This window comes from Arthrobacter sp. ISL-69 (assembly GCF_018613775.1).
Classification (GTDB): Bacteria; Actinomycetota; Actinomycetes; order Actinomycetales; family Micrococcaceae; genus Arthrobacter.
In genome coordinates this window covers 102,564-126,478 of sequence record NZ_JAGGPO010000007.1, presented here as the reverse complement: position 1 = coordinate 126,478, position 23,915 = coordinate 102,564, and the positions used below count along the sequence as shown (strand labels likewise).

Here is a 23,915-nt window from a genome sequence, read left to right as displayed (position 1 = left end):
CTGACATGAACGATCTGCGTGGAGAAAACATACTGATAACGGGCGGTGCAGGTTTCATCGGCACAAAGCTGCAGAAGGAACTGGCGTCCGCACAGCAGGTTGTAGTTGTCGACAACCTGCATCCGCAGGTCCACGGCTTCCTGCCATTGCCGGTGGTCATGGCCGAGAACGCAACGTTCCACAGGGGCGACATAGCTGATCCGGACATCTGGGGTGAAGTCCTGTCCGGGTTCACGCCGACGATGCTAATCCATCTGGCGGCGGAGACCGGAACAGGTCAGTCGTTGACCGAATCGGCACGCCACTCCCACACGAATGTGCACGGGACGGCAGTTATGATTGACGCCCTCCACCGTGCCAGCGCGCTCCCGAATCATGTTCTGCTGACGTCCTCCCGGGCAGTTTACGGGGAGGGGGACTGGGCCGAACCTTCCGGACAAACGTTCAGCGCCCGGCCGCGGGACGCCCTCGCCCTCGAAAATGCCCGCTGGGCTCCCTTGGGACCCGCCGGTCAGCGGGGCAAGCCAATGCCTAACAGCGCCGCCCGGGTCAGTCCACGCCCGACGAACATCTACGCGGCCACGAAACTTGCGCAGGAGAACATCCTGTCGTCCTGGTGCCAGTCATTCCAGGTGCCGCTCAGCATCCTCCGGCTCCAGAATGTCTATGGAGCCGGGCAGGCGCTGGATAACGCCTATACCGGTGTCCTGACGTACTTCGCCCGCCAGGCCGCCAGCGGCGAGACTGTGGAGGTTTACGAGGATGGCGGCATTATCCGTGATTTTGTCCACGTCACTGATGTAGTGCAAGCCATCCTCTGTGCGTTGTCGGCCCCGCCGCCGGCCACGCAGCCACGCACTTTGGATATCGGATCCGGGACACACGGGACGCTGTTCGCCTACGCAACCCAACTGGCTATGGCTGCGGGGTCACCTCCGCCTGCCACCTCGCGCCGGTACCGCGCTGGGGATGTTCGCTCCGCGTTCGCTGATGTGGAATGTGCCCGCAGGGAAATAGGTTACAAACCGGTGGTTCCATTCCGGGAGGGTCTCGCGGATCTCATGGAATGGGCTCATCAAGGAGCCAGCAAATGAACACCGTCGCCCCCCTTGCCCTCGTGACGGTCACCTACAACAGCCAGGACGTCTTGGAGGATTTTTTCAACAGTTTGCTGACGGACCCCCGCCTGCCCAAAATCAAGCTCTATCTCATCGACAATGCGTCCGCTGATAAGACGCTTGAAGTCGCTGCGCGATACAAAGACCGAATAGATATGTCAGTTCGCGCCAATGCTGAAAATCTCGGTGTCGCGGTGGGCAACAACCAAGGAATTTCAGCAGCGCTGAGTGACGGTGCAGAGTGGATCCTCCTGCTGAACAACGACATCATAATCCCTGAGGGTACGCTTGCTGGTTTGCTGGAAACGGCAACTGAACAGGGTCTGCATATTCTGACGCCAACAATTGAGGGTACTGAACCAGTCGAAAGCGTCTGGTATGCGGGGGGCACCATTTCTCCCTATCAGGGCATGAAGGTGCGGCACGAAAAAATGGGGTCGCCTATTGTCGGCGCCCCCCGAGGATTGCACAAGACCCCGTATGCGTCCACTTGCTGCCTCCTGATCCACCGTGACGTTATCAATCTCATAGGCGGCATGGACAAGGATTACTTCGTCTACTTCGACGACGTCGATTTTGCCATCCGGGCAAAGGCAGCCGGGTTTCCCTATTGGCTGACCGGCGAGTACAAAATAATCCACAAGGCGAGCAGTCTTACCGGCGGCTATCTTTCGCCTTTCTCCGTGCGGTGGATTTCGCGGAACTGGGTCCTGGTCACCAGAAAGCACTGTTCCACAGTCCAGAAGGTCACGGCGCTGGCGTACATGCAGGTGTGGATGATGGCGAGGGTGGCGGCACGGCGGGACACCATACCGCACTACCTCTTGCGCCAACGCTCCTTCCTGGAAGGACTGAAGGTGCCACTAACCCGGCACGGCGCCACCGTCGGGCTTGAATCGGCACCCGAAATGTGAGCCTCTGACCATCCTCATTCTGCAACACCGGAAGGACACCGCAATGAGTCAGCAAAGTTCCCAAATGCACATCGTGATGGTGACAAATGTCGTGGCACCCGACAAACTGGGCGGGCTCGAGAGATACGTCCGCGAGCTTTCTGCTGAAATAGTCCGGCAGGGCCATCTAGTCACTGTTGTTTCGAAAAGAACCCATGAACTCCAGCCACTCCAGGAGGAGTTTGCCGACGGTGTCAAAGTGCAGCGCTACGAGGTGCCGTCGAAGCGGGACCCTTTGTTTGTCATCAAATATCCATTTTCCGTGGCCACGGGAGTCAGCCGGGCAATATCAGCGGCAATGGTCCCCCACGAAACCGGGAGCACCATCATCCACGGACACTTCCCGCTGCCCATGATCTATCCGTTGCTCCGCCGAATGCCATATGTCTACACGTGCCACGCGCCGGTGCATAAGGAGATTCTGGACGAAAGGCAGGACAGCTACCGCCTGCCTGCGATTGTCCAGGATGCGTTCATTGGCACCTTCAAGGTGGTTGAGAAGCTCGTCATCCGCTCTGCGAAACGCGTGGTGACCCTCAGCCAATTCGTGTGTGACGAGGTTGTCGAGCTCACCGCCAAGCCTCCCGAGGGCGTCACCCGCATCCCCGGAGGGCTCGACACATCGTGGTTTTCTCCCGAACCGCAGCCTGAGACACGGGAACCAGCCAAGGGGCCTAGGCTTTTCACCGCCCGCCGGTTGGTCAGCCGGACCGGGGTCGAAGAACTTATCCGTGCCATGCCGTTCGTCCTGGAACAAAAACCCGATGCGAGGCTGACAGTAGCGGGCGACGGGCCTCTCAGGGAGCGGCTGCAACGGATCATAACGGAACTGGGACTCCACGAAACGGTGCACCTGGTCGGCCGTATCAGTGACGCGGATCTCCGGGACTGGTACAGGCGAGCCGACATCGCAGTAACCCCCACCCGAACCCTTGAAGGCTTTGGGCTTTCAACAGTCGAGGCCATGGCCTGTGGTGCAGTCCCCTTGGTGACACCCGTGGCCGCAAACCCCGAGATCGTCGGAAAACTCTCCTCGCTGCTCGTCGCACCAGGTGCTGACGCCCGCGGCATAGCAGACGGGGTACTGAAGCTCTGGCAAGCGCCCGCCTACACATCCCTTAGGGCATCGGTCCGGTCGGAAGTCCATCCCCGGTTGGGTTGGCCAGAAGTCTGCAGGCAGTACCTCGATCTGTACCGCGATGTCTCGAAAAATACAGGCCGACCTTCCGCAGCAGGAGGCCTTGGCGCCGAACAGGGGTTAAGAGGAGGCTTGAAGCCTGCGCCGGCACGGAGTTGAGCCGACCAATTTGCGCACCAGCCAGAGCCGTTCCCCGGTAGTCGTTCCGCTCCGAGGCGGAGATGCGGCAGGCCTATGGGAGGCGCGAACCGTGAGAAACAGAAATCGGAGGAAGCCATGACAAGCAGCATTCAACCTTCGCGCCGCTTCAGCCTGGTGGCACTAATCCTTGTGGTCGTCGCAACTTCAATCACCGCCGCCGCTCCACCGGGAAGCGGCGGAAGTGCGTCAGGATTGACGACGGCCGAGAGTTCGCTAGTGGGGCCGGCCACCGTCGGGGCTGAGGGGCTCACGCCTGGTTTTGGCTTTATGGTGCTCTTCTCCACCAGCGGCCGTGGCCCGAGCCTGGACGATTTCAAGAAGGACATCGATCTCTTGGTCGCCAACGGGCAGAAGTGGGTCCGCTTGGGAATCGTTGGCTGGGACATCATGGAAGTCGCGGACCCGGGGCGGCAAATTATTTGGGATGAGGAAGCGTTGAAGCAATATGACGCCGCCATCGACTACGTCAACTCCAAAGGGCTTGCCATTCACCTGATTACCGCGGACGCCGAAAATAATCCGGCCACCTCTTTCGATGATTACAAAGTCACCCTGGGCCAGTTCTGGGATACTCTCGCACGGCGCTTTGCGAACAAGGTGGCTGTTTGGCAGGTCTACAGCGAATCCGACACAGCCCATTTTCGGCTGCTAAGCCAACCCGTTGAGGACCTCACCCCCGAATACCTGTCCGATCTTGGCTCCATGCTGGCCATAGCCAGAGCGACGATAAAAGCCGTGAACCCCCGGGTGCTGCTGACAACCACATCCACTGGATGGCCGATGTCGGATGAACGCCAGGCCAGATGGCAGAAGTACTTCGACGGTATTTCGCAATACTTGGACGTCATCTCATTGGATGTGTACCCGGCGGACAGCTTCGTTGAAATCGAAATGCTCCCAAAACGCATTAACGACACCAAGCTCCGCTACGGAAAGCCCGTGATCATTGCTGAGGTTGGGCTGCAGGTTGCCGGAAAGTGGTCCTCCGAAGACCAACGTCTTTTCGTGCCTGCGGCGATAGCGGCCGCAAAACAGGCCAGGCCCTTGGCCATCATTGTCTATCAGCTTCGCGACGACGGCAGCAACGCCTTCGGACTCATCGGGGAAAATTGGGCACCCCGTCCAGGTTTCACGGCGGCCATCCAGGTCATGAGGTACTAGTTGAAAGCCGCTGTCTCCGGGCGCAGGGGCGGCCAACACTAACGATCGGCCACGCATGGCAACAATCCGGCGGGCACAACTGGGTTGCGCCCGCCGGATTGCAGCCCGTGTGAGGAGCGTATCGCTATCTCGAGATGGCTAGTTCCGGGACTCCTCGTAGAAGGGGTAGTCGGTGTATCCTGCCGCGCTGTCGCCATAGAACGTGGCCTGGTCCGGCTCGTTGACCGGCAGGCCCTCGCGCCAGCGGCGGACGAGGTCCGGGTTGGCGATGGCGGGCCGGCCCACGACAACTGCGTCGGCATGGCCGTCGGCAACGAGGGAGATGGCTTCATCGCGGGAGGTTACGACACCGAAGCCGGTGTTGACGAGGAACGTGCCCCTGAAGCGGGCTTTCAGGTCCTGGACCAGAGCGCCGGATGGATCGTTGTGCAGAATGCTCAGGTAGGCCAGGTTGAGCGGCGCGATCGTGTCCACGAGAACTTCGTAGGTTGCGCGGACATCGGCGGGGTCGTTCTCCGCGATCCCCTGGACGCCGTGTTCCGGTGAGATCCGGATACCCACCCGGTTTCCGCCGAGCGCTTCGACGACGGCATTGACGGTTTCGATGACGAACCGTGCCCGGTTCTCGGGAGACCCGCCATAGCCGTCCGACCGCACGTTGGTGTCCGGCGCAAGGAATTCGTGCAGCAGGTAACCGTTGGCCGAGTGCAGCTCAACGCCGTCGAACCCTGCCTCAATGGCGTTCCGTGACGCCGTCACGATTTCCTGGATCACCACGGGCACCTCATCGGCGGTGAGCTCGTGCGGCACGGGGTGCGCCTGCTTGCCCTTGTACGTGCGGGTTTCAGCTTCGAGGGCGATGGCGCTGGGCGCGACAACCTGGTGGCCGCCGTTGATGTCCTCGTGGGAGACCCGGCCGCCGTGCATGATCTGCGCGAAGATCCGGCCGCCTTCGGCATGGACAGCGTCCGTGACCTTCTTCCAGCCGGCAATCTGTTCGGTGGTGACAATGCCGGGCTGCCCCGGGTAGGACCGGCCGGCGGGGCTGGGGTAGATGCCCTCGCTGACGATCAGGCCAAGCGAAGCGCGCTGGCGGTAGTGCTCAACAACGAGCGCACCGGGCACGCCCTCCTCGCCGGAGCGGAGGCGGGTGAGCGGCGCCATTACCAGGCGGTTGGGCAGTTCGAGCTCGCCGAGAGTCATGGGGGAAAACAACATGCGCGGTTCCTTTCGAAGCGGATGGGGTCCACTGAGCTCAACTGGAGCGCGCCTGCAACTATTCCGCATGAGACGGGGATCACTAAGGGTGCACGATGATCTTCACCGCCGTGTCGTTGTGGTTGATGAGCGTATCGACGCCCTTGTCCACCAGGTCCTCGAGGGCAATTCGTCCGGTGATGAAAGGTTTGAGGTCCACTTTCCCTTCCTGGACCAGCTTGATGGCAGCCGCGTGGTCGCCCCGGTAGGCAATGGTGCCGCGCAGGTCGATTTCCTTGAGGACAATCTTCTGCATGTCCACCGTGGCCGGGCGGCCCCAGATGGACACGTTGACCACCACACCGGCAGGCTTCACGACGTCGAGCATGGTGTCCAGCACCGCGTTCACCCCCGCGCACTCAAAGGCTGCGTCCGCACCTGCTCCGCCGGTCAGCTCGAGTACGCGCGCCTTGACGTCGTCTCTGCTCGGGTCGATCACATGATCCGCGACGCCGGACGACGTCGCCTTCTCTTTGCGCGCAGCGGACAGTTCGGTCACCAGGGTAGTGACGCCGATCCCTTTCAGGACTGCCGCAGTGAGCAGTCCGATGGGACCTGCACCGCCGACGACGGCGACGTCCCCGGCTTTGAGGCCGCTCCGGCAGACGGCGTGATAGGCCACCGCAAGGGGTTCGATGAGCGCGGCTTCGTCCAGCGGGATGTCGCCAACGGGGTGGACCCAGCGTGAGTCGACCACGATCTTTTCGCTGAGTCCCCCGCCGCCGCCGGCCAGCCCGATGAAGCCCAACGTGGTGCACAGGTTGTAGTTGCCCTCCCGGCACGGACCGCATTCGTCACAGACGAAGTAGGGCTCCACCACCACACTGTCGCCCACGGAGAGCCCGGTAACGCCCTCGCCCAGTTCCTCAACAGTGCCGGAGAACTCATGCCCCAGGGTGACCGGGGCGGCCTCGTGGGACAGCCCGTGGGGGTGCCCGGCCGGCGGGGTGAAGATGGGCCCCTCCAGGAATTCATGGAGGTCTGTACCGCAGATCCCGCACCAGGCGACGGCGATCTTCACGGCGCCGGGGCGCAACCCCGGCTCCGGAATGTCTTCGATCCGGAGATCCTCGCGGGCGTGGAATCGTGCTGCTTTCATGATGTCTTCCTTCGCATTACGGGCCGTGGATGCACCCGGCCAGGCACATCCACGGCATGTCGTTGGATTGTCACAGCAGGGGCCGTCACCCTCAGTGTGGTTTCCGGTTGGTGATTGTCACGGCCCGTCAGGGTCAGCGCGCGTGGTGGGTGGGCTGGAGTTCGTAGACCGGCGTCGGCAGCCCCTCCATCCGGGCCTTCAGCTGAAGCGCCAGGTAGTTGGAGTAGTGGCGGCTCTGGTGCAGGTTGCCGCCATGAATCCAGAGACTCCCAACATTGGTGGGCTTCCACATGTTGCGTAGTTCACCCTCCCACGGGCCTGGGTCCTTGGGCGTGTCCGAACCGTACCCCCAGCACTTGCCGACGGAGTCCGCCACCTCGGGCGAGACCAGGTCGGCCAGCCACCCGTTCATGGAACCGTAGCCGGTGGCATAGATGATGACGTCGGCTTCAAGCTCCGCCCCGCTGTCCATGACTACGGCATTGCCGGTGATCTTGCTGACCTGGCCGTTCGCGAGCTTGACCCGTCCGTCGATGATCAGCTGTGAGGCACCGACGTCGATGTAATAGCCGGAGCCGCGCCGCAGGTATTTGAGGAACAGGCCGGAACCGTCGACTCCGAAGTCCAGATCGAAGCCGGCGGCCTCAAGCTGGGAGTAGAACCCGGCGTCGCGCTTGGCCATCTCCTGGTAAACCGGGATCTGGGCTTCCGGCAGGATCCGGTACGGCAGAGACGCGAACAGGAGGTCGGCCTTCTCCGTGGTGACGCCGTTGGCGAGCGCCTTCTCCGAGTACAGGTCACCGAGTGCGAGATCCATCAGCGACTCGCTCCGGGCAATGTGCGTGGAGGACCGCTGCACCATGGTGACGTCCGCGCCGTGTTCCCATAGATCGGCGCAGATATCGTGCGCGGAGTTGTTGGAGCCGATCACCACTGCCTTCTTGCCCGTCCAGTCTCCACCGCCCGGGTGCTTGGACGAGTGGTACTGCTGCCCCAGAAAGGACTCGGCGCCGTCGAACGCTGGAACGTTCGGGTAACCCGAGACGCCCAAGGCGAAGACGAGCTGTTTGGGCCGCAAGGTGACCGGTTCGCCGTCGCGCACTACCTCAACGATCCATTCCTGGGACGCTTCATCAAAGCGGGCGTTGGTGCATTCGGTCCTGGACCAGTAGTTGAGCTCCATGATCCGGGTGTAATGCTCCAGCCAGTCGCCGATCTTGTCCTTGGCGGCAAAGACCGGCCAGTCGTCCGGGAACTTCATGTACGGCAGGTGGTCGTACCAGACGGGGTCGTGCAGGTGGAGGGACTTGTAGCGGTTCCGCCACGAATCGCCGGGTTTCTCGTTCTTCTCCACGATGATGGTGGGCACGCCGAGCCGGCGGAGCCGCGCACCAAGTCCGATGCCGCCCTGTCCGCCGCCGATGATCACGGTGTACGGCTGGCCCTCATAGCCGAGCTTTGCCGCTTCCTCCTCCTTGAGTTCCAGCCAGGACTTGCGGCCCCTACTGATCTGGTGCGCCACGCCCTTCTCGCGGTTGGGGCCCTTCTTTTCCTCGAATCCCTTGAGCTCCTGCATGGTGGTGAGCAGGGTCCAGCATTTGCCGTTGCGTAGCCGCAGGTGGGCGTAGCCCCGTGCCTGGGCGGTTTCGAAATTCACCCACGCCTCTGTGTTCGCGGCGTCCCCTGTGGCATCCTCGGAGAGTTTCCAGTTGCCGGGCTGGACGTCGCCGAGCGTGGTGTCCAGCATGCGCCGGATTTCCGCTTTGCCCTCCAGTGTTTTGAGGTTCCAAGTGAAGGATACGAAGTCGCGCCAGTACGAATCGTCCTCGAACAGTTGCAGTACGGCATCGGTGTTGGTGCAGCGCAGCGCCTCATCGAACTGCGCCAGCCAGGCCTCCACGATGCCGCTTGGTGTCTCAGGCATGATTCCTCTTTCCGTTGCATTCAGTGAGCCACTCCCGGTCCGCCTCGCCATGAGCGCCCCGTGACCCGCATCACAAGTAAAAGACGCCGAGGGTTACAATCGAGTGACATGAACCTCTCCCCTGTTCCTTCGCGCTGTCTGCCGTAGGAACTGCCGGAGAGCGGCCTCCGGTTTTTGGCCGGATCGATTCGATGACGAGTTGGGAGATTGCGGATGCGGACGGGCACCGGCGCGGCCACCTATCTTCCTGACCTGAGGTTTACCGCGCCGGCGGAGTACGCACGCACGCTGCGGAAGGCCCATGAAGCCACGATCTCGGGCAACCCTGATCCGTTCCTTTCGCCGGGCATTATCAAGTCCTGGCAACGATCGCTGGCACTGGGGATCGACCCTGATCAACACCGCCCTGTCCACCGGCACGACGTGTCGGAGGCGCGCTCGCTCAGCGCCGGGCACCGGCTGGCCTCCGTCATGCCGGCCTTGTCGCAGCTACTGGCCGACGAGTCCGCCGCGGGCCGCCATCTGCTGATCGTCACGGACCAGCAGGGCGAGGTGCTGTGGCGGGTTGCCAGCCGGCAGGCGCTGCGGCTGGCCGATTCCCTGGAGTTCGTTGAGGGAGCCGACTGGTCCGAATCCGGCGTCGGGACCAACGCCATCGGCGAGGCCTTGGTGACCGGCGCACCGGCGCAGTTATTCAGCGCCGAACACCTGGTGCGCACCCATCACGACTGGGCCTGCACGGCAGCGCCGATTCGCGATCCGTTCACGGGCGAAGTTGTGGGAGTGCTCGATGTGTCCGGCCCCTTTGAATCGGTGACGCCGGACAGCCTCCGCATGGTGCGCTGCGGTGTTCGGCTGGCGGAGGAGCTGCTGAAGACGGCCGGCGCCCCGGCCGCAGGCCACCTCCTGCGGCAGCCCGCGAGCGCGGTGCGCTCAACGCTGATGCTGAGGTTGCTGGGTGACACTCCCGGCGCCGAGGTCGACGGCGGTGCCCGGCTTCCACTGACTCTTCGCCGCGCGGAAATCCTGGCATTGCTGGCATCCCGGACCCAGGGGTGGAGCGCCGACGAACTGGCGTATCGGCTTCACGGCGAGGACGGTGCCGCAACAGCCATCAGGACGGAGATGCATCGAATCCGCGGCGTCCTGGGCAACGTGGTGGAACCCAACCCCTATCGTTTCTCTTCGGCCATCCGTGTCGTTACGGACGCGTCTGTCGTTGCCGGCCACTTGCGCGAGGGCCGGGTGCTGGACGCTCTGGCCGCTTACCCTGCGAAGCTGCTCAACCGTTCGGCCAACCTGTCTGTTCAGCTGATGCGGGACGAGCTCAACGAAGCAGTGGGCGCGTCAGTCCGTGCCAGCGGGAATGCCCAGCTCATGATGCGGTGGTGCGCGAGCGACATGGGCTCATCAGATACCGAAGCAGCTTCGGCAATGGCCAGCCTCGTCGGGCCCAGCGATCCGCGCCATCAGTTGGTTCGGGCGCAGATGGAGCGGGTGGACCGGGAGCTGCAGGCGTAGCTTGTGATTGCGACGATGGTCGCGCCGGACGTGCGGCTCCCTGCGGTGCCGTGGCTCTCTTACGGTGCCCGCAGCGCGGCGCCCGGACAGCCCTGGCCCTGCGGATTCCTGATGCAGTCGTCGGCGTAGTTTCGGGTGACGGAACGCCACACGCTGATGGTTTGAGGCGGCGAATTGAACTGCCCCTGTCCCGGGATGGGCAGCGGTGGTCCGCTGTTGACCGAGTACGTCCCCTGGAAGTGGGTCGTAAGCACCACCTGGAAATCGCCGGTCTGGGTGTAAACGTGGCTGGTGCGCGTTTTCTCGCCCCAGCGGTCCTGCGGGAGCGGCCCGCCCGCCGAGGGCTGCGGCCCGAGCGTGGTCCCGTCGCCGTAGTTCCACGTGTATTGAACCGGTGTCGCAACGACATGCACTTTCTGGGCGAGGATCGTGATGTCGAACTGCTGCTCCGCAGAGTCGGCATAGAAATTTGTCTCGGCTCCGCGCAGGGTGTGCGGAGCCGGCTGAGCGGTCACAGTTCCTGCGGCAACGGGGAGTTTCTGAAACTCGCTCTGAATCAAGGCTGCGATGCGGGGAAGCAGGTCCTCGGGGCTCTCGTCATATAGGCACGACGGCCCTCCACCGCTTGGGGCCCAGTCTGACCACACAGGATCGGCTATTCCTCGCGGCGCCACCTTCCAGATCACGGGGATCCCGGGGTGTCCGCCCTCTTCACGAGGCGGACACTGCTGTTGCCCAGGCAAACACTTCACGCTTAAGTTGTTCTCGTCAGTCTGGCACTGCAGATCAGCCCTGTATTGGTTGGGATCCGTTGCATTTCCGTTCGTCGACGGGACCAGCGTCCCTGTATCCGGGTCAAGTACCCAAATTGTTTTGGATCCACCGACGTCAATGCCTCCAGGAGCGAAGCCCGCTAGCGGCCCTTCATCGGAACCCTCGGATGCGGCCAGCGGCCCACATGTGACGTGGCTTGCGGTTGCCGCAAGCAACAGCGAGATAACAAGCCGACTGGTCCACTTTCCCCCATCCATGGATCCGACTTAACCGTTGAGACGTTGCACGTCGACGAGTTGCCAGTGGTCTAGAGACCACTTTGCCATGAAAATTTGAGCCACGTCCGAGGGAGGGATAACACTGTCGGATCGAGAGCCGTCAGACTTGTATGCCCGAATCTCTGACTGCTGAACTTGAACGACTACCTGGTAATTTCCATCTGGAGCCACCTTAAAAGTCGTTTCGATTGCCGGCGTCGTGACTTTACCGCCCTCGAGCCATCGGCCATCTGAGTTCCAGTTGGCTATGACCTTGGTTGCTTCTTCGCAGTTGAGGCAGCCTTCCCCAGATATTTGATTCATTGGGGTCAGCTCGCCGGTTTCATAGGCATAGCTAAGCGTTGAATACCAATACTTCGCGAAAGCCTCCAGCCCCTCCTTGGTCTCCGCCTTCGCCGCCTCAGGCAGCACCGGGACCGGCACATTCTGGGCTTTGCCCTTGGCGTCGGCCGGCTTGTAGGCGGCGGACGGCGTAGGTGTGGGACTCGAGGTGGCTGAGGCCGACGCTGACTCTGAAGCCGACGGGGACGTCGGGTCGTTGCCCGGCGGATTACCACCGTCATTGCACGCTGTCAGGACCAGAGCGGAAGCAGCAAGGACTGCCGCCGCGGAATAGCGCAACCGTGTGAAGGGCGAAGTGCGAGATGTCATGGGCAGCTATTCCCCCGATAGTTTTCAAGACGTCCGAGCCGCCCGCCAATAAATCCGGACGATTATTAAAGGGTAACCGAGGTCACACTTTGAGGCTCAAAGTTATCCACAGCTATTGCCTCCGTTTTTACCATTCGGCGCATACGTTAGGAAGTCACTAATATCTCGGCCGGGAGCTAAAGCCGGTGAACGCCCATTCACTTCCGGCAAAACCAACGCTACGCCCGACGTCGTACGTTCGCCGCCGTTGCGGCGAGCACCACTCAATGGAGCCCCGCATCCAAAAACGTCCGTGCCGCCTGCCGCACGGATGGACAGTTTCAAAGATCGCTCCCCAAAGGCACTGGCCAACAGCCGCGTCCCGGCTGAAGAATAAGCCCATGATGTTCACACATGCAGACGGCAATCCCATTTTGAATCTCGACGACGACCAGTCTTGGAGGCTTCTCGAGGGCACAAAACACGGCCGGCTGGTAGTGACCGTCGCCGGAGAACCGGACATCTTCCCGGTCAACTATGCAGTGGGCGGCCGCAAGCTCTACCTCCGGACCGCTCCGGGTAACAAACTTGCGGAACTGACCATCAACTCCAAAGTCCTCTTTGAGGCGGACGGCATCATGGCCGACGAGGCGTGGTCCGTGGTGCTTCGCGGAACAGCCCGCATCCTGGATAATTCTGCCGACATCGCGGCGGCAGAATCACTCGGTTTGAAGTCATGGGTGCCCACGCTGAAGGACTTCTATGTAGAGATCGAGCCGGTCTCACTCAGCGGCCGGCACTTCCAGTTCGGTGAGCAGCCGGAGCGTGACTTCTAGGAGACCGCGGCCCCGGCCCCTCGAATGTGGCCCGCCTAGACTTGAACTATGGTTGACCGGCTGACTCCAGAACAGCGCAGCTGGAACATGTCCAGGATCCGGAACAAGAACACTAAGCCGGAATTGTTGGTTCGGAGCCTGTTGCATGCGAAGGGATACCGCTACCGCCTGCATGGAAGCGCGCACGGCGGCAAACTCCCCGGCAACCCTGATTTGGTGTTCGCGGGGCGCCACAAAGTCATCTTCGTCAACGGCTGCTTCTGGCATTTCCATGACTGCAGGGCAGGGCAGCATTCCCCCACTGCGAACGCAGAATTCTGGGAAGCCAAACGGACGCGCACGAGGAACCGCGACGCCGAGCAGCGCCAGCTGCTTGAGGACTCCGGTTGGGAGGTGCTCACCGTCTGGGAGTGCGAACTCAAGGACATTTCCGCTCTGGAACAGCAGCTGGAGCGATTCCTCGCGTGAGACCGGTCACTAAGGAAATCCGTGAAGGGAAAACCTGCGCAGACCTTGATGCAATCTTTGGGCTATCCCCGGACATTTACTGAGGCAGGGCCAACAGGATGGAACCCGTTGCCCTCAGGACGAGGGCCGTAAATTCCTTCTGAAGAGGCTTCTTTGCAGTCAGCATTACCACCGGCCATGGCGTCGTCTTTGCCGGACGACTTGGATCCCCGTGAGGCAGCCTGGCAACTGCGGGTAGTCGTCCTCGTCCCCGCGTACAACGAGGCCAGCTCCATCGGTGCCACCCTTGATGGTCTGATGGTGCAGTCCCGCCCGGCGGACCGGATCGTGGTGATCCCCAACGGATGCTCGGATTCGACCGCATGGGAGGCCCGGAAGTACCCTGTCACGGTCATGGAACTGCCACGGCTCGAACACCGGAAGTCCGAGGCGTTGAACCGTGCTTGGAATGAATATGCGTACGACGCCGACGTGGTGATCTGCCTGGACGCGGACACTGTGCTGCCGCCCAATGCACTGGCGGCCTGGGCCCAGGAATTCGCAGCCTCCCAAACGCCTTCCGGAAAACCCCTGGGCGGGTCGTCGTCCAAATTCACCATGCAAGACCCCGGCATCCTCAGCCGGCTGCAGAAGGCAGAGTTTGCCACGTGGACCGACGTCGCGCTCCGTCGTGGGCGGACCAGCGTGCTGGCAGGAACCGGCTGCGCCATCAACAACAGTGTCCTTCGGCAGGTCGCGGCCCGGGAAGACCGCGAGGGCCCCTGGGTCTATACCTCCCAGGTTGAAGACTTCGAGCTCACCTACCGCATCCGGGAACTCGGCTACACGTGCCAGGTCTCCCCGGATGTCCGCGCCTACACGGACTCGATGAAGTCGGTAAAGGCGCTGTGGGGCCAGCGGATGAAGTGGCAGGTGGGCACCGTGGAGGACCTGCTCGAACTGGGCGTCAACCGGCTGACCCTGCGCGACTGGGGCCAGCAGGCCATGGGTTTGCTCGGGGTGTTCCTCAAGCTCCTGTGGCTCGCCGTGATGGCGGCGTCCCTGGTGCTCGGGGTTTTCCGGTTTGTCCTCTTCTGGTGGCTGGTGCCGATCCTTTTCGTGGCTCTGGACATCAAGCGGGCACGGCGGATTCCGCACCGCGATTGGAAGGACATTGCCCTAGCGGCGTCCTTCTTCCCGCAGGAAGTTTTCATGTGGCTCCGGTCCGGATGGTTTCTGGCCTCCTGGTGGGCCGTGCTTACAGGAAAGATCACCCGGCGGCGGATTGACCGCTGGGAAGCGCAATACACAGCAGAGGAAATCAACTAAACATGTACGGAATGAACGCTGCAATGCCCGCGACTGGTGCAGGCGCCACTTTGGCCTACACCGGGCTCAATATGGGCGCGGGCCTGCTCACCGCCCTCGGCATGATGCTCATCGGCGTAGCACTCCTGGCCCTCGCCCGCCCCAGCGGCAAGGTCCGTCCCTAAGCGGCCCGGCGTCCCCAAGGGGTTCCGAGCCGCCCTGCACCAGCCGCTACGACGCCCGGCGGGCCGCCAGCGCAGTTTTGAATGCGGCCGCCGAGGCGTCGGTGCTGCTGATGCGCCAGTCGGTTTCCTTCTGAAGGTGGAACCAGACGAAGCCCATGACATCAGGCTGGGCTGCAAGATAGCTGACCAGATCGGTGTTCCAGGCCGCTTTGGAGCCGCCGGCCTCACTCGAAGCCGTCTCTGCGATAAGGATGGGCACTCCGGGTGCCAGAGCACGCAACTGGGCTATCCCGGGGGCGAACAGGTCCTGCGGGGAAATCCAGCCGCTCCACGACGCCGAGGTTCCCCAGTTGTAGCCGTCGAGGGCCACAACGTCCACGTAGCTGGCGCCTGGGAACAGGCCGGCAAGCTCCGTGGACCCGAAGTAGGGAACATTTGGGCTCCATACCCAGGACACGTTGCTTGCACCGGTCGCAGCAACGACGTCGTGAACATGCCGCCAGGCCTGGACGTAGTCCCCGGACTGGTTTCCGTTCACGCCTTCGGCCCACGGGTACCAGTTGCCGTTCATCTCATGGGCGAACCTCAGCTGGACGGGCTGGCCCCAAGACGCCAAGGCCTGGCCCCACTGCGCAATGTGGGCGTCAAAGTCGCCGGCGGCAATCCTGTCCAGGGAGTAGGAGGGCTGTTCCAGGCCGCCGCCCCAGGCCCAGGGTTCCCACGTGACCAGCGGGACGGCGCCACGTGCCCGTACGGCGTCCATCTCCGTGATGGGCGGCGCCTGGAGGAAGTCCTTGTAGAAGAGCACGCTGGAGGGGCTCTCCCCCGCCAACTGGGACACTTCGTCCAGTTCAGCACTGGCCAGCGGGCCGCCGGGCGTGGCCACTCCAAAGCGCAGCGCCGCGGTGCTGACCGGCGGGACGGTGGGCGCGGGGGCAGCAACAACCTTGAACACGGACGATGCTTTGACGGAGGAGGTTTTGGCCGTGATGGTCAGCGAACCAGTGGCTGCGGCCGGGATCGTGATGGAAGTGCTGAAGGCACCGGATGCCGCCGTGTTGAACGAAAAGGTGGAGGACCCGACGATGACGGTTCCTGTGGTGGACACCTTGAACCCTGTTCCGCTGACATTCACCGCGGACCCTGCCGGTCCTGTATTCGGGTTGAGTGAAATCTGCGCGGCCGCCGGCGCTGCCTGGACGGGCTGGATGGCCGCCAAGGTCAGTCCCAGCCCGACAAGAAGGCCAACAAGAAGTGTCTTCACGGTACTGAACAAAGCGATCCCCGCAATCGGCTGGTGGCCGGAAGACCACAGGTCAGTTCGGTGCCGACAGGCACTTGTCCCGATCCTAAAGCTCAAGCGGGGCAGTCTGATCAAGATTGGCGCAAATTTTTTTGGAAATCGCATTCCGCAGCCGCGGGAGCCCTACTGTAAAAGAGGCAAGGTTTATGTCCGCACCCGCTATCCCAGCTGTGCGAGGCAAAGGGAAGGGGTGTCCAATGGATGGACAGGATGGCGCCAGCCAGCCGTACGTTGACCCCGCCGTGCTTCAAACACTCCGCTGCGAACTCGAGCCTGACCCGGACTACTGCGTCGTGTTCGTCAACAGCTACATCCAGCAATTGCCGCAACGGCTGGACCGGCTCCGGCATGCCGTGGAAGCCATGGATTTGGATGCGGCCATGGACGCCGTGCTGAGCGTCAAGACGTCCAGCCAGATGGTCGGGGCGGCGTATCTGGGGATGCTCGCAGACGAACTCGAGACCATCCTGAGGCACCTGGAGACCCACCCGGGGATCCCCGGAGAGCGGCCGGCGTTACTCCAGTTGGCTCTTCTGGAAAGCATGGACGCCTGCACAGGCCAGACGGTGGCCGGGCTCTCCGCCGCCGTCGCGGCCTGAGCCCAGCGCCCTAAGCCCGCGGCCCAGCGCCCGGAGCTATCGGCCGCAGAGCACGGGCGCAACTCTTGAGAGTCAGCGTTCGGCCGGGGCCAACCGGTACCCAACACCGCGGACAGTCTGGAGCCACCGCGGATTCTGCGGGCTGTCGCCCAGCTTCTTGCGGAGGTTTCCCATGTGCACTTCAACGGACCGTTCGTCGGCTTCGGAGATGTAGCCGCCGACGTCGTACGGCTCGTCCCGCAGGCGCTTCACCAGTTCCGATTTGGTCCGCACCATCCGGCCGGCCTCAAGAAGGGCGTGCAGCAGGTCGAATTCAGTGCGCGTCAGGTGCAGTTCGCGCCCGTCCACGCTCACGGTCCGCGCCTCGTAGCTGAACTCGAGGCCGTTGTGCGTCAGCGTGTGGCCGGTGCCGCCCGCTGCGGCAGGTGCCTTGCCACCGGCGGAGGAGTCCGACGTCGAACGCGGACGCCGCATCATGGCGGCGACTCGTGCGCGCAATTCCCGGGGACGGAAGGGCTTTGTCAGGTAGTCGTCAGCCCCTGATTCCAGGCCGATGAGGGTATCCAGTTCCTCCGCACGCGCCGTCAGCATGACGATGTATGCATCGGAAAACTCCCTGATCTGGCGGGCGACTTCAAAGCCGTCGATGTCCGGGAGCCCCAGGTCCAGGGTGATGACTGCGGGATTGAGCTCCTTGGCCGCTACGACACCCGCCGCCCCGCTGCTGGCCACTTGGACATCGAACCCGGCCTGAACCAGCACCACCCGCACCAGTTCACGAATGTCGTGGTCATCCTCGATTACCAGACCCACACGTGATTCACTCATCGCAGCCCCCTCAGTCCGCTCGATACCGTCAGAAGTATAGCGGTCGCCGGATATCGTGGTGGTATGCGTCCACTAAACCGCACGACTTTGTTCACCCGGCCATGAGCGGCAACCTTACCTGGGACATCTCGTCCGGCCGGATACTGTTCTTCCGACGGCCGTTCCACGAGTACTCGTTGCGGGGGCGGGTAGTGCTGAGCCAGATGCCGCTGTCCATCACTGCAGGGCTCACTGCCGTCCTGATGCTGTTGTTTTTCCCCGGCACCCTTGGCAATCCCCCCTTCATCGCATTCCTGGTGACGCAGGTCGTCATTCTTGCCCTGTGCTACTTCACGCCGTGGGACCGGACGCCGTACGCCAGCTTCCTGGCGATCCCGTTCCTTGATTTCGTCTCGATCGCATTGGGGCGGGAAGGCGGACAGGAAAGCCTCATGGGCATCAGCCTCCTGGCCGTCTTTCCCGTCATCTGGCTGTGCGCGTCGGGGATTTATCCGCGCACCGCCCTGCTGATGTCATTCGTCGCTCCCCTGGGCATCATCTGGGTGCCCTTGTTTGTTCGCGGCGACGTCACGGGGCAGGATCTGGCGAAGTCACTGCTGCTGCCGGTGATGATGCTGGGCATTGGCGTGTCAGTCAGCGTATTGACGCTCAGCATGGTCCGCCAGCAGCGCGATCTTGAGGAGAAGGATGCGCAGCTGCGAATCGCCCTCGAGGACAGCAAGCGGCAGGAACGGCTGCTCAACTCGGTGCTGGAAACGGTGCACATGGGGGTCCTGGCCGTGGACGCGGACGGGCATGACATCCTCATGAACCGGAAACAGCGGGAGAACCACCGGCTCGCCGCCCCGGCGGGAAACAGCGACCCGAACGAATCCCAGCTCCTGGTGTTCCAGCCTGACCGGATCACCAAGGTGCCGGTGGAAGAGCGGCCTGTCCGCCGTGCGGTGTTGGGTGAGAATTTCACGGATAACCTGGTGTGGCTTGGCAGCGGCAGTGAACAGCGCGCCATTACTACCAGCGCCCGCGCCATCCGGGACCACAACGGCGCCTTCGCCGGCTCCGTCATTGTGTTCAGCGACGTCACGGACCTGGTGAACGCGCTGGCGGCCAAAGACGACTTCGTCGCCAACGTTTCCCACGAGTTCCGGACCCCGCTGACCTCCATCCTCGGCTATGTGGAGTTGTTGCTGGATGACGGAGAGGAACTGCAGGATTCCCATCGTGAACCGCTCAACATCATCCGGCGGAACTCAGAGCGGCTGCTGGGGCTTGTCTCGGACCTGCTTGCCAGCCGGAGCGGGCAGCTCATCGTGAGCCCGCAAGCGGTCAACGTGGCCGAACTTGTGCGGTCCAGCGTCAGCGCCGCGCTCCCCCGCGCCGCGGCAGCGAAGGTGCGGCTCCATGCAGAAGCCCCTGAGCGGCTGGAGGCCCACGTGGATTCCGCACGCATGTCACAGGTACTGGACAACCTGGTCTCCAACGCCATCAAGTATTCGCCTAATGGCGGCGACGTTGTGGTGTCTTTGGGCTCGGAAGGATCAGAGCTGGTGTGCCACGTCAGTGATTCCGGCATGGGCATGAGCGAAAAGGACCAAGCCGACGTGTTTAAGAAGTTCTTTCGGACCGGCAACGTGCGGAACACGTCCATCCCGGGAGTGGGGCTGGGACTGTCCATCAGCAAGGCCATTGTTGAGGCACACGGCGGCAGCATCCAGCTGCGGAGCGCGCTGGGAGAAGGGACCACCTTCACAGTCAAGGTGCCGGTCTAGGGTTGTGGCCGGAACTCCTCGATCAGGGCGCGGGCCATACTCTGGGCTCGCTTGGAGGCTTCCGGGTCGCCTTCCGTCGCGGAGATGATGGACCCCTTCATCAGGATGTGCCATGAGCGGGAGAAGTCCTCGGCATCCCGGAGCCCTGCCTCCTCCGCGAGCTGCTGGACATGGCCCCGGATCTTGGCGAGGTAGTCAATGCTCGCACGCCCCAGCGGATGGTTGGCGCCCATTTCCAGCAGGATGTTGATAAAGGAACACGCCTCAAAGTCATCCCGGCGGAACCAGTCACCGAAGACATCGAAGATCGCCAGCAGCTGCTCGGTGGGGGTGCTGCCGCGGCGGCGCGCATCGGCAACGATCAGGTCCACGGTCCACACCCGGTCGCGTTGCTCGAGGAAGGCGAGCACCAGTTCATCCTTGGATGCAAAGTGCCGGTAGAACGTTGCCTTGGCCACGCCGGCACTGCTGATCAGCTCGTTGACGCCCACGTCGCGGATGCCCCGGCGCGCGAAAAGCTGGTAAGCCGTATCGACAATCCGCTGCCTTGCGTCGGCAGGAGTCATCACAACCTCGCCTTGGGGCGCAGGCCGTGCCGATACAGCGTCTGGCGTTGGGGTCATTACACATAGTCTAACGCAAAGGCAGACAGACTTGTCTGTCTGAGATAAGATTCTTACATTCCGGTCGGTCGAATTCCCAGGCGTTGAGCCAGAGCGCTTGTGCCACAGGAGGTTAAGAGATGCCGAAGAAAATGTTGTCAGCCGGTGAGTCCCACCAGGGCGATTCGTGGCAGGCGCGGTCCGGGATCCATGCCGTTGGGGTGCCCGTGAATCTTGAGCCGATTCGTCACCAGTCGTGGGAAATCATCAATGCAATCCTGGCGGACACCGATCCGGAGGGATCTGAAATCCGCAATCAGCTGCGCCGTTGCCTCAGCAAGAACCAAGGTAACCCTGAGAGGGCATTGCTCATGCATCTCATGTCGATGCCGGGCCGCTCCGAGCCCGCGATCCTTGATTAAGTCCTGCCTGCCGCACCACTTCGCCCCAGGACTGCTGTGCCAGGTCAGCAACGGCTGCCAGGATGTCCGCCGGCGGCAGGGACAGATCAAGCGGGTACTCCACCACGTCGATGTCGGTATTGAGGATGCGGCGGAGCTTCATTTCCCCCGCGCCTGCATACACCAGCCAGGCGGTGGGAACCCGTAAGGCCGTGCAGAACGCAAGCATTTGGAAGTGGTCCGCGGACAGTGACGCGCCCTGGTCCGTCGCCGCCCGGTACTTCGTGTCGTAGACCACCACGGGACGGCCGCCCAGGAGGTGCACTGCGTCGGGACTCACCGTGAGCCGGTCCGAGTCGCGCACGGCCTCGTTCAGCAGGGCGTTGTACTGCAGCCGCATCTCGCCGGGGTGGGCAGCCATGGCTTCGCGGAGTGCCGTCCCCACGAAATCCTCGAACACCTGCGCCATATCCACTACAAACGACGCCGTCTGTTGCTTTCCGTCGCCCGCTTCGGCCGAGGCATTGCGAAGGATCACCTCGGACAGGCGGAGCACCGCGTGGTACCGGGTATTCTTCCGGCTTGCCTGCCATGGCGGCAGCGGCGCTCCGGACTGAAGGCGCGTGACGGCGTCGAGCTTTCCCTTCAGCTGCCGCAGGCGGCTCTGGACATCGGGCCGCACGCGGGGAACCCTGGCCATGCGCTCGAGGGCGGCCCGAAGGATCCGGTTCTCGGCAATGTCCTCGGTGAATTCGTCGTACGAGACTTCCAGCGGCACGAGCATTCCCGGCCGGCGGGAAATCTGGTCCGAGATCCGGATCCTGCCCTTGACCGTCCGCAGCGATTCGTGAACGGTGAGGTAGCCCTGCAGGACCCCTCGGCTCAGGGCACGGTCCGCCAGCTGCGCGAGCGATTCTGCCAGGGCGCTCCACAGGTCCGAGTCCTCCACGGCGGCCACCGGATCATCGCGGAAGCCCTGGTTCCCCGCGTAGCTGAGCAGGAACAGCAGCCGGCTGAGGCCCAGGCGGTCCTTCGGACGGACCTCCAACTGCACAGTGGACGTGCGCACGGACCCCACCATGCCCACCGGTTCGATCCTGAACAGCCCCATCCCCATGGGCGACGCTTTGGCAAGGCCGCTGGCGTTCAGGAACGCGGCACTTGCTGCGTCAAGCTTGTCCACCACGCCGCCGGAAAGCTCGTCCAGGACGATGTGGCGGACAGCCTTTACCGGGGTGGCGGGCTGCCGCGCCGGCAGCGGCGGAACAGCGACCTGCAATGCGTTAACGGGACGCAAGGCGGCCCAGCAGTTGCTCAAGCCCGAAGCGCTCTTGCAGCTGGGCCCGGTTCAGCTGCCCGTGGTAGTGCTCCTCCAGCAGGGGCATCAGCTCGTATTTCCAGATCCGGCGCAAGCCGGAGGGCGTCTGGGCCGCCTTCTTCATGAAGTAGGACGGCCCGATCATGAGGTCGCGGTCCCATTCGTCGATCGCGTCGTTGAGGGCATCGAGCAGGAGGGCCGGCGTGGTGTCCAGGTCGCGGGCCTGCAGGAAACGCAGCAGCGAACCCTTCACGGGTTCGGTCTTGGGGTGCAGCTCGATGAAGGAGAAGCGCCGGCGGATGGCGGCGTCCATCATGGCGATCGAGCGGTCCGCGGTGTTCATGGTGCCGATGATGTACAGGTTGTCCGGGAGCGTGAACGGCTCATTGGGGCTGTACTGGAGGTAAATGCGGTCGTCGCGGTACTCCAGCAGGAAGTACAGCTCTCCGAAGACCTTGGCCAGGTTGGCGCGGTTCATCTCATCGATGATCAGGAAGTACGGCTTCTTTTCATTGCCGAGCTTCGCAGCTTCCTCCGCGAGCCGCCGCAGCGGGCCGGCCACGAGCTTGAAGGACACCTGCCCCTCGTCAGTCTTGTCGGGGCGGAAGCCTTCGAAGAAGTCCTCGTAGGCGTACGACGGATGGAACTGGACCAGCTTGACGCGTTCGTCCGTGCTGTCAGCGGCAAGTTCGGCCGCCAGGTGCTTGGCGAGGTAGGTCTTGCCCGTTCCGGGCGGGCCGTACAGCACGAGCTGCCGGTTCTCCTCCAGGAGCTCCGCGATTTCCTGCAGCGGTTCCAGGTCCATGTGTAGGGACGCCGCGAACTCCTCTGTCAGCGGACGGAACCCTTCCGGGACAGGTTCGACGACGGCGGCCGGTGCGGCGGCGTCGTCGGCCTCCGCTTCCGCTTCGGCGGGCAACAGCGCCTGCAGTGCCTGCACCACCCGGGTGACGTCCACGATGACCCCCGGTGTGGCCAGCTGGCGCTGGACGTGGCGGGGAAGGTCCGTCATGGTGTGTGCTTCGTCGAACCAGCGGACCTTGCGCCGCATCCTGCGGTTGTCCTCATTGTGCTCCGGCTCGCCCAGAACCACGCCGAGGCGAACAGCGCCGGCGTGCTGGTACAGGACGAGGTCGCCAGGCTTCATGACCGTGAGGAAAGCGAAGACGGCGGTCTTGTTGTCCTCGCGTTCCACGTAGCCAAGGTGCTTGTAGTCCTCGTCCACGGCGTGCTGGACCAGTCCCGCAGTGACGCCGGGGCCCAGGAGGCGCAGGTGCTCGACGTCGAGGGTCACCTTCTCTTCTCCGTGCCACGCCGCCAGCAGGTCCTTGGCGTCATGGTGGGTGCGCAGCAGCCATGCACGGCGGCCCGGGTCCCCCACCTTGCGCCACTGGCTCACCAGCTGGCGGGCATACCAGTCAATGCGCTGGCCCGCCTGCTTGTCGAGGTAGAGGCGGATGCGGTGGATGTCAGCGGTGATTTCTTCGTCGCTGTCCCCCTTGGCGCCGCCCACCAGGGAAGCAAAGGCATCCCGGATTTCCTGTCGCTCAACGTCAGCCACCACCGGCTCGAAGTAACTGGGCCAGGCAAGGTATTCGATGCTGCGGCGGATTGCGGGCTGGTCCTCCGGTGTCGCGGCCGCGAGCAGATGGAAGGCCAAGGGATCCTTCAGGGCCTTCGCCATGGTGTCCGGGGCCTGCTTGTCCACGTGCTGGACAAAACGGCACAGCCACCTCAGGTGGTCCCAGATGGTCCAGTTGAATTCGGCCGTGCGGTCGCGGATGACTCCGTGGTCCGTCATGCCCTGGTAGAGCTCGCCGGGCAGTTCCAGCGGCGGCTCAAGCCATGAGGCCGCTTCTGCCACCCTGGCGCGCTTGACCTTGAGCGATTTCACTTCGTGGGCCAGCGGCAGCGACTGCAGGAAGAGCATCTCAACGGCCAGTTGCTTGGCTCCGCGGGAGGCACCCAGCAGGTTCTGGCGCAGATTGGTCATCATGGGCGCCTTGGGGTCTGCGACGCCCCGTTCCAGGCGCTCCAGGAGCTCTGCAGCGGCGCTGGCGGTCCATGTGGCAGTCCGCCCGTCCAGGGCCGACGGCCTGCCCTGCAGACCGGCCCCAAGAACAAACCACGCCGCGTCCTCGATCTCCTTGGAGATACCGGGGGCGCGGGTCATGGCAGGCTTCGCGGTGGGGGTCATGCCTTCAAATTTACAGGCTAAACCTGAACGCCAACACCAAGGACCGCTGCCCGCTACTGATCGGTAGG

Annotated in this window: 22 protein-coding genes; 12 read left to right on the top strand and 10 right to left on the bottom strand. The window is 63.1% G+C overall.

The window, feature by feature from the left end; all coding sequences use genetic code 11:
* Positions 1-5: 5 nt before the first annotated feature.
* The 4 genes from J7I79_RS03990 to J7I79_RS03975 all read left to right on the top strand — a co-directional run bounded on the left by J7I79_RS03990 (position 6) and on the right by J7I79_RS03975 (position 4,571).
* Positions 6-1,094 (top strand): NAD(P)-dependent oxidoreductase, encoded by a 1,089-nt coding sequence (locus tag J7I79_RS03990; protein WP_214950584.1) that lies wholly within the window; start codon positions 6-8, stop codon positions 1,092-1,094.
* Positions 1,091-2,032 carry a glycosyltransferase family 2 protein gene (locus J7I79_RS03985; protein WP_214950576.1) on the top strand — a complete coding sequence of 314 codons (942 nt, stop codon included), beginning with the start codon at positions 1,091-1,093 and terminating at the stop codon, positions 2,030-2,032. Before J7I79_RS03990 ends, J7I79_RS03985 begins: the two co-directional genes overlap by 4 nt.
* Positions 2,033-2,096: 64 nt before the next feature.
* Complete coding sequence (locus J7I79_RS03980) at positions 2,097-3,368, top strand: glycosyltransferase family 4 protein (RefSeq protein WP_214950575.1); 1,272 nt, start codon at positions 2,097-2,099, stop codon at positions 3,366-3,368.
* Positions 3,369-3,485: 117 nt separating this feature from the next.
* On the top strand, positions 3,486-4,571 hold the full coding sequence (locus J7I79_RS03975; protein WP_214950573.1) for a hypothetical protein: 1,086 nt from the start codon (positions 3,486-3,488) through the stop codon (positions 4,569-4,571).
* 138 nt (positions 4,572-4,709) lie between these two features.
* Here the strand turns inward: J7I79_RS03975 and J7I79_RS03970 are convergent, their stop codons facing one another.
* The 3 genes from J7I79_RS03970 to J7I79_RS03960 all read right to left on the bottom strand — a co-directional run bounded on the left by J7I79_RS03970 (position 4,710) and on the right by J7I79_RS03960 (position 8,851).
* The gene (locus tag J7I79_RS03970) at positions 4,710-5,789 is read right to left on the bottom strand and encodes an alkene reductase (RefSeq protein ID WP_214950571.1); all 1,080 of its coding nucleotides are present in this window, start codon (positions 5,787-5,789) and stop codon (positions 4,710-4,712) included.
* 82 nt (positions 5,790-5,871) lie between these two features.
* Positions 5,872-6,927: a 2,3-butanediol dehydrogenase gene (locus J7I79_RS03965; protein ID WP_214950569.1), complete on the bottom strand. Its 1,056-nt coding sequence runs from the start codon at positions 6,925-6,927 to the stop codon at positions 5,872-5,874.
* A 133-nt stretch (positions 6,928-7,060) separates the two neighbouring features.
* Positions 7,061-8,851: an NAD(P)/FAD-dependent oxidoreductase gene (locus J7I79_RS03960; RefSeq protein ID WP_214950567.1), complete on the bottom strand. Its 1,791-nt coding sequence runs from the start codon at positions 8,849-8,851 to the stop codon at positions 7,061-7,063.
* 213 nt (positions 8,852-9,064) lie between these two features.
* Here J7I79_RS03960 and J7I79_RS03955 point away from each other — a divergent pair, with 213 nt between their 5' ends.
* Positions 9,065-10,372: a GAF domain-containing protein gene (locus J7I79_RS03955; RefSeq protein WP_214950565.1), complete on the top strand. Its 1,308-nt coding sequence runs from the start codon at positions 9,065-9,067 to the stop codon at positions 10,370-10,372.
* 59 nt (positions 10,373-10,431) lie between these two features.
* Here J7I79_RS03955 and J7I79_RS03950 read toward each other — a convergent pair whose 3' ends face one another.
* Positions 10,432-10,887, bottom strand: a complete 456-nt coding sequence (locus J7I79_RS03950; RefSeq protein WP_311380511.1) for a PKD domain-containing protein — start codon at positions 10,885-10,887, stop codon at positions 10,432-10,434.
* Positions 10,888-11,412: 525 nt separating this feature from the next.
* Positions 11,413-12,075: a DUF6318 family protein gene (locus J7I79_RS03945; protein WP_214950557.1), complete on the bottom strand. Its 663-nt coding sequence runs from the start codon at positions 12,073-12,075 to the stop codon at positions 11,413-11,415.
* Between the two features lie 380 nt (positions 12,076-12,455).
* Here J7I79_RS03945 and J7I79_RS03940 point away from each other — a divergent pair, with 380 nt between their 5' ends.
* The 4 genes from J7I79_RS03940 (at position 12,456) to J7I79_RS03925 (ending at position 14,830) form a co-directional block, all read left to right on the top strand.
* Positions 12,456-12,890 carry a pyridoxamine 5'-phosphate oxidase family protein gene (locus tag J7I79_RS03940; RefSeq protein WP_214950555.1) on the top strand — a complete coding sequence of 145 codons (435 nt, stop codon included), beginning with the start codon at positions 12,456-12,458 and terminating at the stop codon, positions 12,888-12,890.
* A 48-nt stretch (positions 12,891-12,938) separates the two neighbouring features.
* Positions 12,939-13,358, top strand: coding sequence for a very short patch repair endonuclease (locus J7I79_RS03935; protein WP_214950553.1), 420 nt, complete (start codon positions 12,939-12,941; stop codon positions 13,356-13,358).
* A 177-nt stretch (positions 13,359-13,535) separates the two neighbouring features.
* Positions 13,536-14,666 carry a glycosyltransferase family 2 protein gene (locus tag J7I79_RS03930; RefSeq protein WP_214950551.1) on the top strand — a complete coding sequence of 377 codons (1,131 nt, stop codon included), beginning with the start codon at positions 13,536-13,538 and terminating at the stop codon, positions 14,664-14,666.
* A gap of 11 nt (positions 14,667-14,677) precedes the next feature.
* Complete coding sequence (locus J7I79_RS03925; protein ID WP_214950549.1) at positions 14,678-14,830, top strand: hypothetical protein; 153 nt, start codon at positions 14,678-14,680, stop codon at positions 14,828-14,830.
* 46 nt (positions 14,831-14,876) lie between these two features.
* Here the strand turns inward: J7I79_RS03925 and J7I79_RS03920 are convergent, their stop codons facing one another.
* Positions 14,877-16,094 (bottom strand): glycosyl hydrolase, encoded by a 1,218-nt coding sequence (locus J7I79_RS03920; protein WP_311380510.1) that lies wholly within the window; start codon positions 16,092-16,094, stop codon positions 14,877-14,879.
* Positions 16,095-16,330: 236 nt separating this feature from the next.
* On the opposite strand from J7I79_RS03920, the gene J7I79_RS03915 reads away from it, so the two are divergent.
* Positions 16,331-16,732, top strand: a complete 402-nt coding sequence (locus J7I79_RS03915; RefSeq protein ID WP_214950545.1) for an Hpt domain-containing protein — start codon at positions 16,331-16,333, stop codon at positions 16,730-16,732.
* Positions 16,733-16,804: 72 nt separating this feature from the next.
* On the opposite strand, the gene J7I79_RS03910 is transcribed toward J7I79_RS03915, so the two are convergent.
* Positions 16,805-17,560, bottom strand: a complete 756-nt coding sequence (locus J7I79_RS03910; protein WP_214950543.1) for a response regulator transcription factor — start codon at positions 17,558-17,560, stop codon at positions 16,805-16,807.
* 101 nt (positions 17,561-17,661) lie between these two features.
* Between J7I79_RS03910 and J7I79_RS03905 the strand changes: the two genes are divergently transcribed.
* The gene (locus J7I79_RS03905; protein ID WP_214950541.1) at positions 17,662-19,329 is read left to right on the top strand and encodes an ATP-binding protein; all 1,668 of its coding nucleotides are present in this window, start codon (positions 17,662-17,664) and stop codon (positions 19,327-19,329) included.
* Here J7I79_RS03905 and J7I79_RS03900 read toward each other — a convergent pair.
* Positions 19,326-19,895, bottom strand: coding sequence for a TetR/AcrR family transcriptional regulator (locus J7I79_RS03900; RefSeq protein WP_251042381.1), 570 nt, complete (start codon positions 19,893-19,895; stop codon positions 19,326-19,328). The genes J7I79_RS03905 and J7I79_RS03900 overlap by 4 nt on opposite strands.
* Positions 19,896-20,071: 176 nt before the next feature.
* On the opposite strand from J7I79_RS03900, the gene J7I79_RS03895 reads away from it, so the two are divergent.
* Entirely contained in the window at positions 20,072-20,353 is a 282-nt protein-coding gene (locus J7I79_RS03895) for a hypothetical protein (protein WP_251042351.1), read from the top strand.
* Here J7I79_RS03895 and J7I79_RS03890 read toward each other — a convergent pair.
* Entirely contained in the window at positions 20,310-21,539 is a 1,230-nt protein-coding gene (locus J7I79_RS03890) for an McrC family protein (protein WP_214950857.1), read from the bottom strand. The two genes, J7I79_RS03895 and J7I79_RS03890, sit on opposite strands and share 44 nt — an antisense overlap.
* A gap of 76 nt (positions 21,540-21,615) precedes the next feature.
* Positions 21,616-23,847, bottom strand: a complete 2,232-nt coding sequence (locus tag J7I79_RS03885; RefSeq protein WP_214950537.1) for an McrB family protein — start codon at positions 23,845-23,847, stop codon at positions 21,616-21,618.
* Between the last annotated feature and the right edge of the window lie 68 nt (positions 23,848-23,915).

Bases quoted from the DNA above. Each gene is read 5' to 3' on its own strand.
- J7I79_RS03990 (WP_214950584.1), top strand. From the start codon at position 6: ATGAACGATCTGCGTGGAGAAAACATACTGATAACGGGCGGTGCAGGT.
- J7I79_RS03985 (WP_214950576.1), top strand. From the start codon at position 1,091: ATGAACACCGTCGCCCCCCTTGCCCTCGTGACGGTCACCTACAACAGC.
- J7I79_RS03980 (WP_214950575.1), top strand. From the start codon at position 2,097: ATGCACATCGTGATGGTGACAAATGTCGTGGCACCCGACAAACTGGGC.
- J7I79_RS03975 (WP_214950573.1), top strand. From the start codon at position 3,486: ATGACAAGCAGCATTCAACCTTCGCGCCGCTTCAGCCTGGTGGCACTA.
- J7I79_RS03970 (WP_214950571.1), bottom strand. From the start codon at position 5,789: ATGTTGTTTTCCCCCATGACTCTCGGCGAGCTCGAACTGCCCAACCGC.
- J7I79_RS03965 (WP_214950569.1), bottom strand. From the start codon at position 6,927: ATGAAAGCAGCACGATTCCACGCCCGCGAGGATCTCCGGATCGAAGAC.
- J7I79_RS03960 (WP_214950567.1), bottom strand. From the start codon at position 8,851: ATGCCTGAGACACCAAGCGGCATCGTGGAGGCCTGGCTGGCGCAGTTC.
- J7I79_RS03955 (WP_214950565.1), top strand. From the start codon at position 9,065: ATGCGGACGGGCACCGGCGCGGCCACCTATCTTCCTGACCTGAGGTTT.
- J7I79_RS03945 (WP_214950557.1), bottom strand. From the start codon at position 12,075: ATGACATCTCGCACTTCGCCCTTCACACGGTTGCGCTATTCCGCGGCG.
- J7I79_RS03940 (WP_214950555.1), top strand. From the start codon at position 12,456: ATGATGTTCACACATGCAGACGGCAATCCCATTTTGAATCTCGACGAC.
- J7I79_RS03935 (WP_214950553.1), top strand. From the start codon at position 12,939: ATGGTTGACCGGCTGACTCCAGAACAGCGCAGCTGGAACATGTCCAGG.
- J7I79_RS03930 (WP_214950551.1), top strand. From the start codon at position 13,536: ATGGCGTCGTCTTTGCCGGACGACTTGGATCCCCGTGAGGCAGCCTGG.
- J7I79_RS03925 (WP_214950549.1), top strand. From the start codon at position 14,678: ATGAACGCTGCAATGCCCGCGACTGGTGCAGGCGCCACTTTGGCCTAC.
- J7I79_RS03915 (WP_214950545.1), top strand. From the start codon at position 16,331: ATGGATGGACAGGATGGCGCCAGCCAGCCGTACGTTGACCCCGCCGTG.
- J7I79_RS03910 (WP_214950543.1), bottom strand. From the start codon at position 17,560: ATGAGTGAATCACGTGTGGGTCTGGTAATCGAGGATGACCACGACATT.
- J7I79_RS03905 (WP_214950541.1), top strand. From the start codon at position 17,662: ATGAGCGGCAACCTTACCTGGGACATCTCGTCCGGCCGGATACTGTTC.
- J7I79_RS03900 (WP_251042381.1), bottom strand. From the start codon at position 19,895: ATGACTCCTGCCGACGCAAGGCAGCGGATTGTCGATACGGCTTACCAG.
- J7I79_RS03895 (WP_251042351.1), top strand. From the start codon at position 20,072: ATGCCGAAGAAAATGTTGTCAGCCGGTGAGTCCCACCAGGGCGATTCG.
- J7I79_RS03885 (WP_214950537.1), bottom strand. From the start codon at position 23,847: ATGACCCCCACCGCGAAGCCTGCCATGACCCGCGCCCCCGGTATCTCC.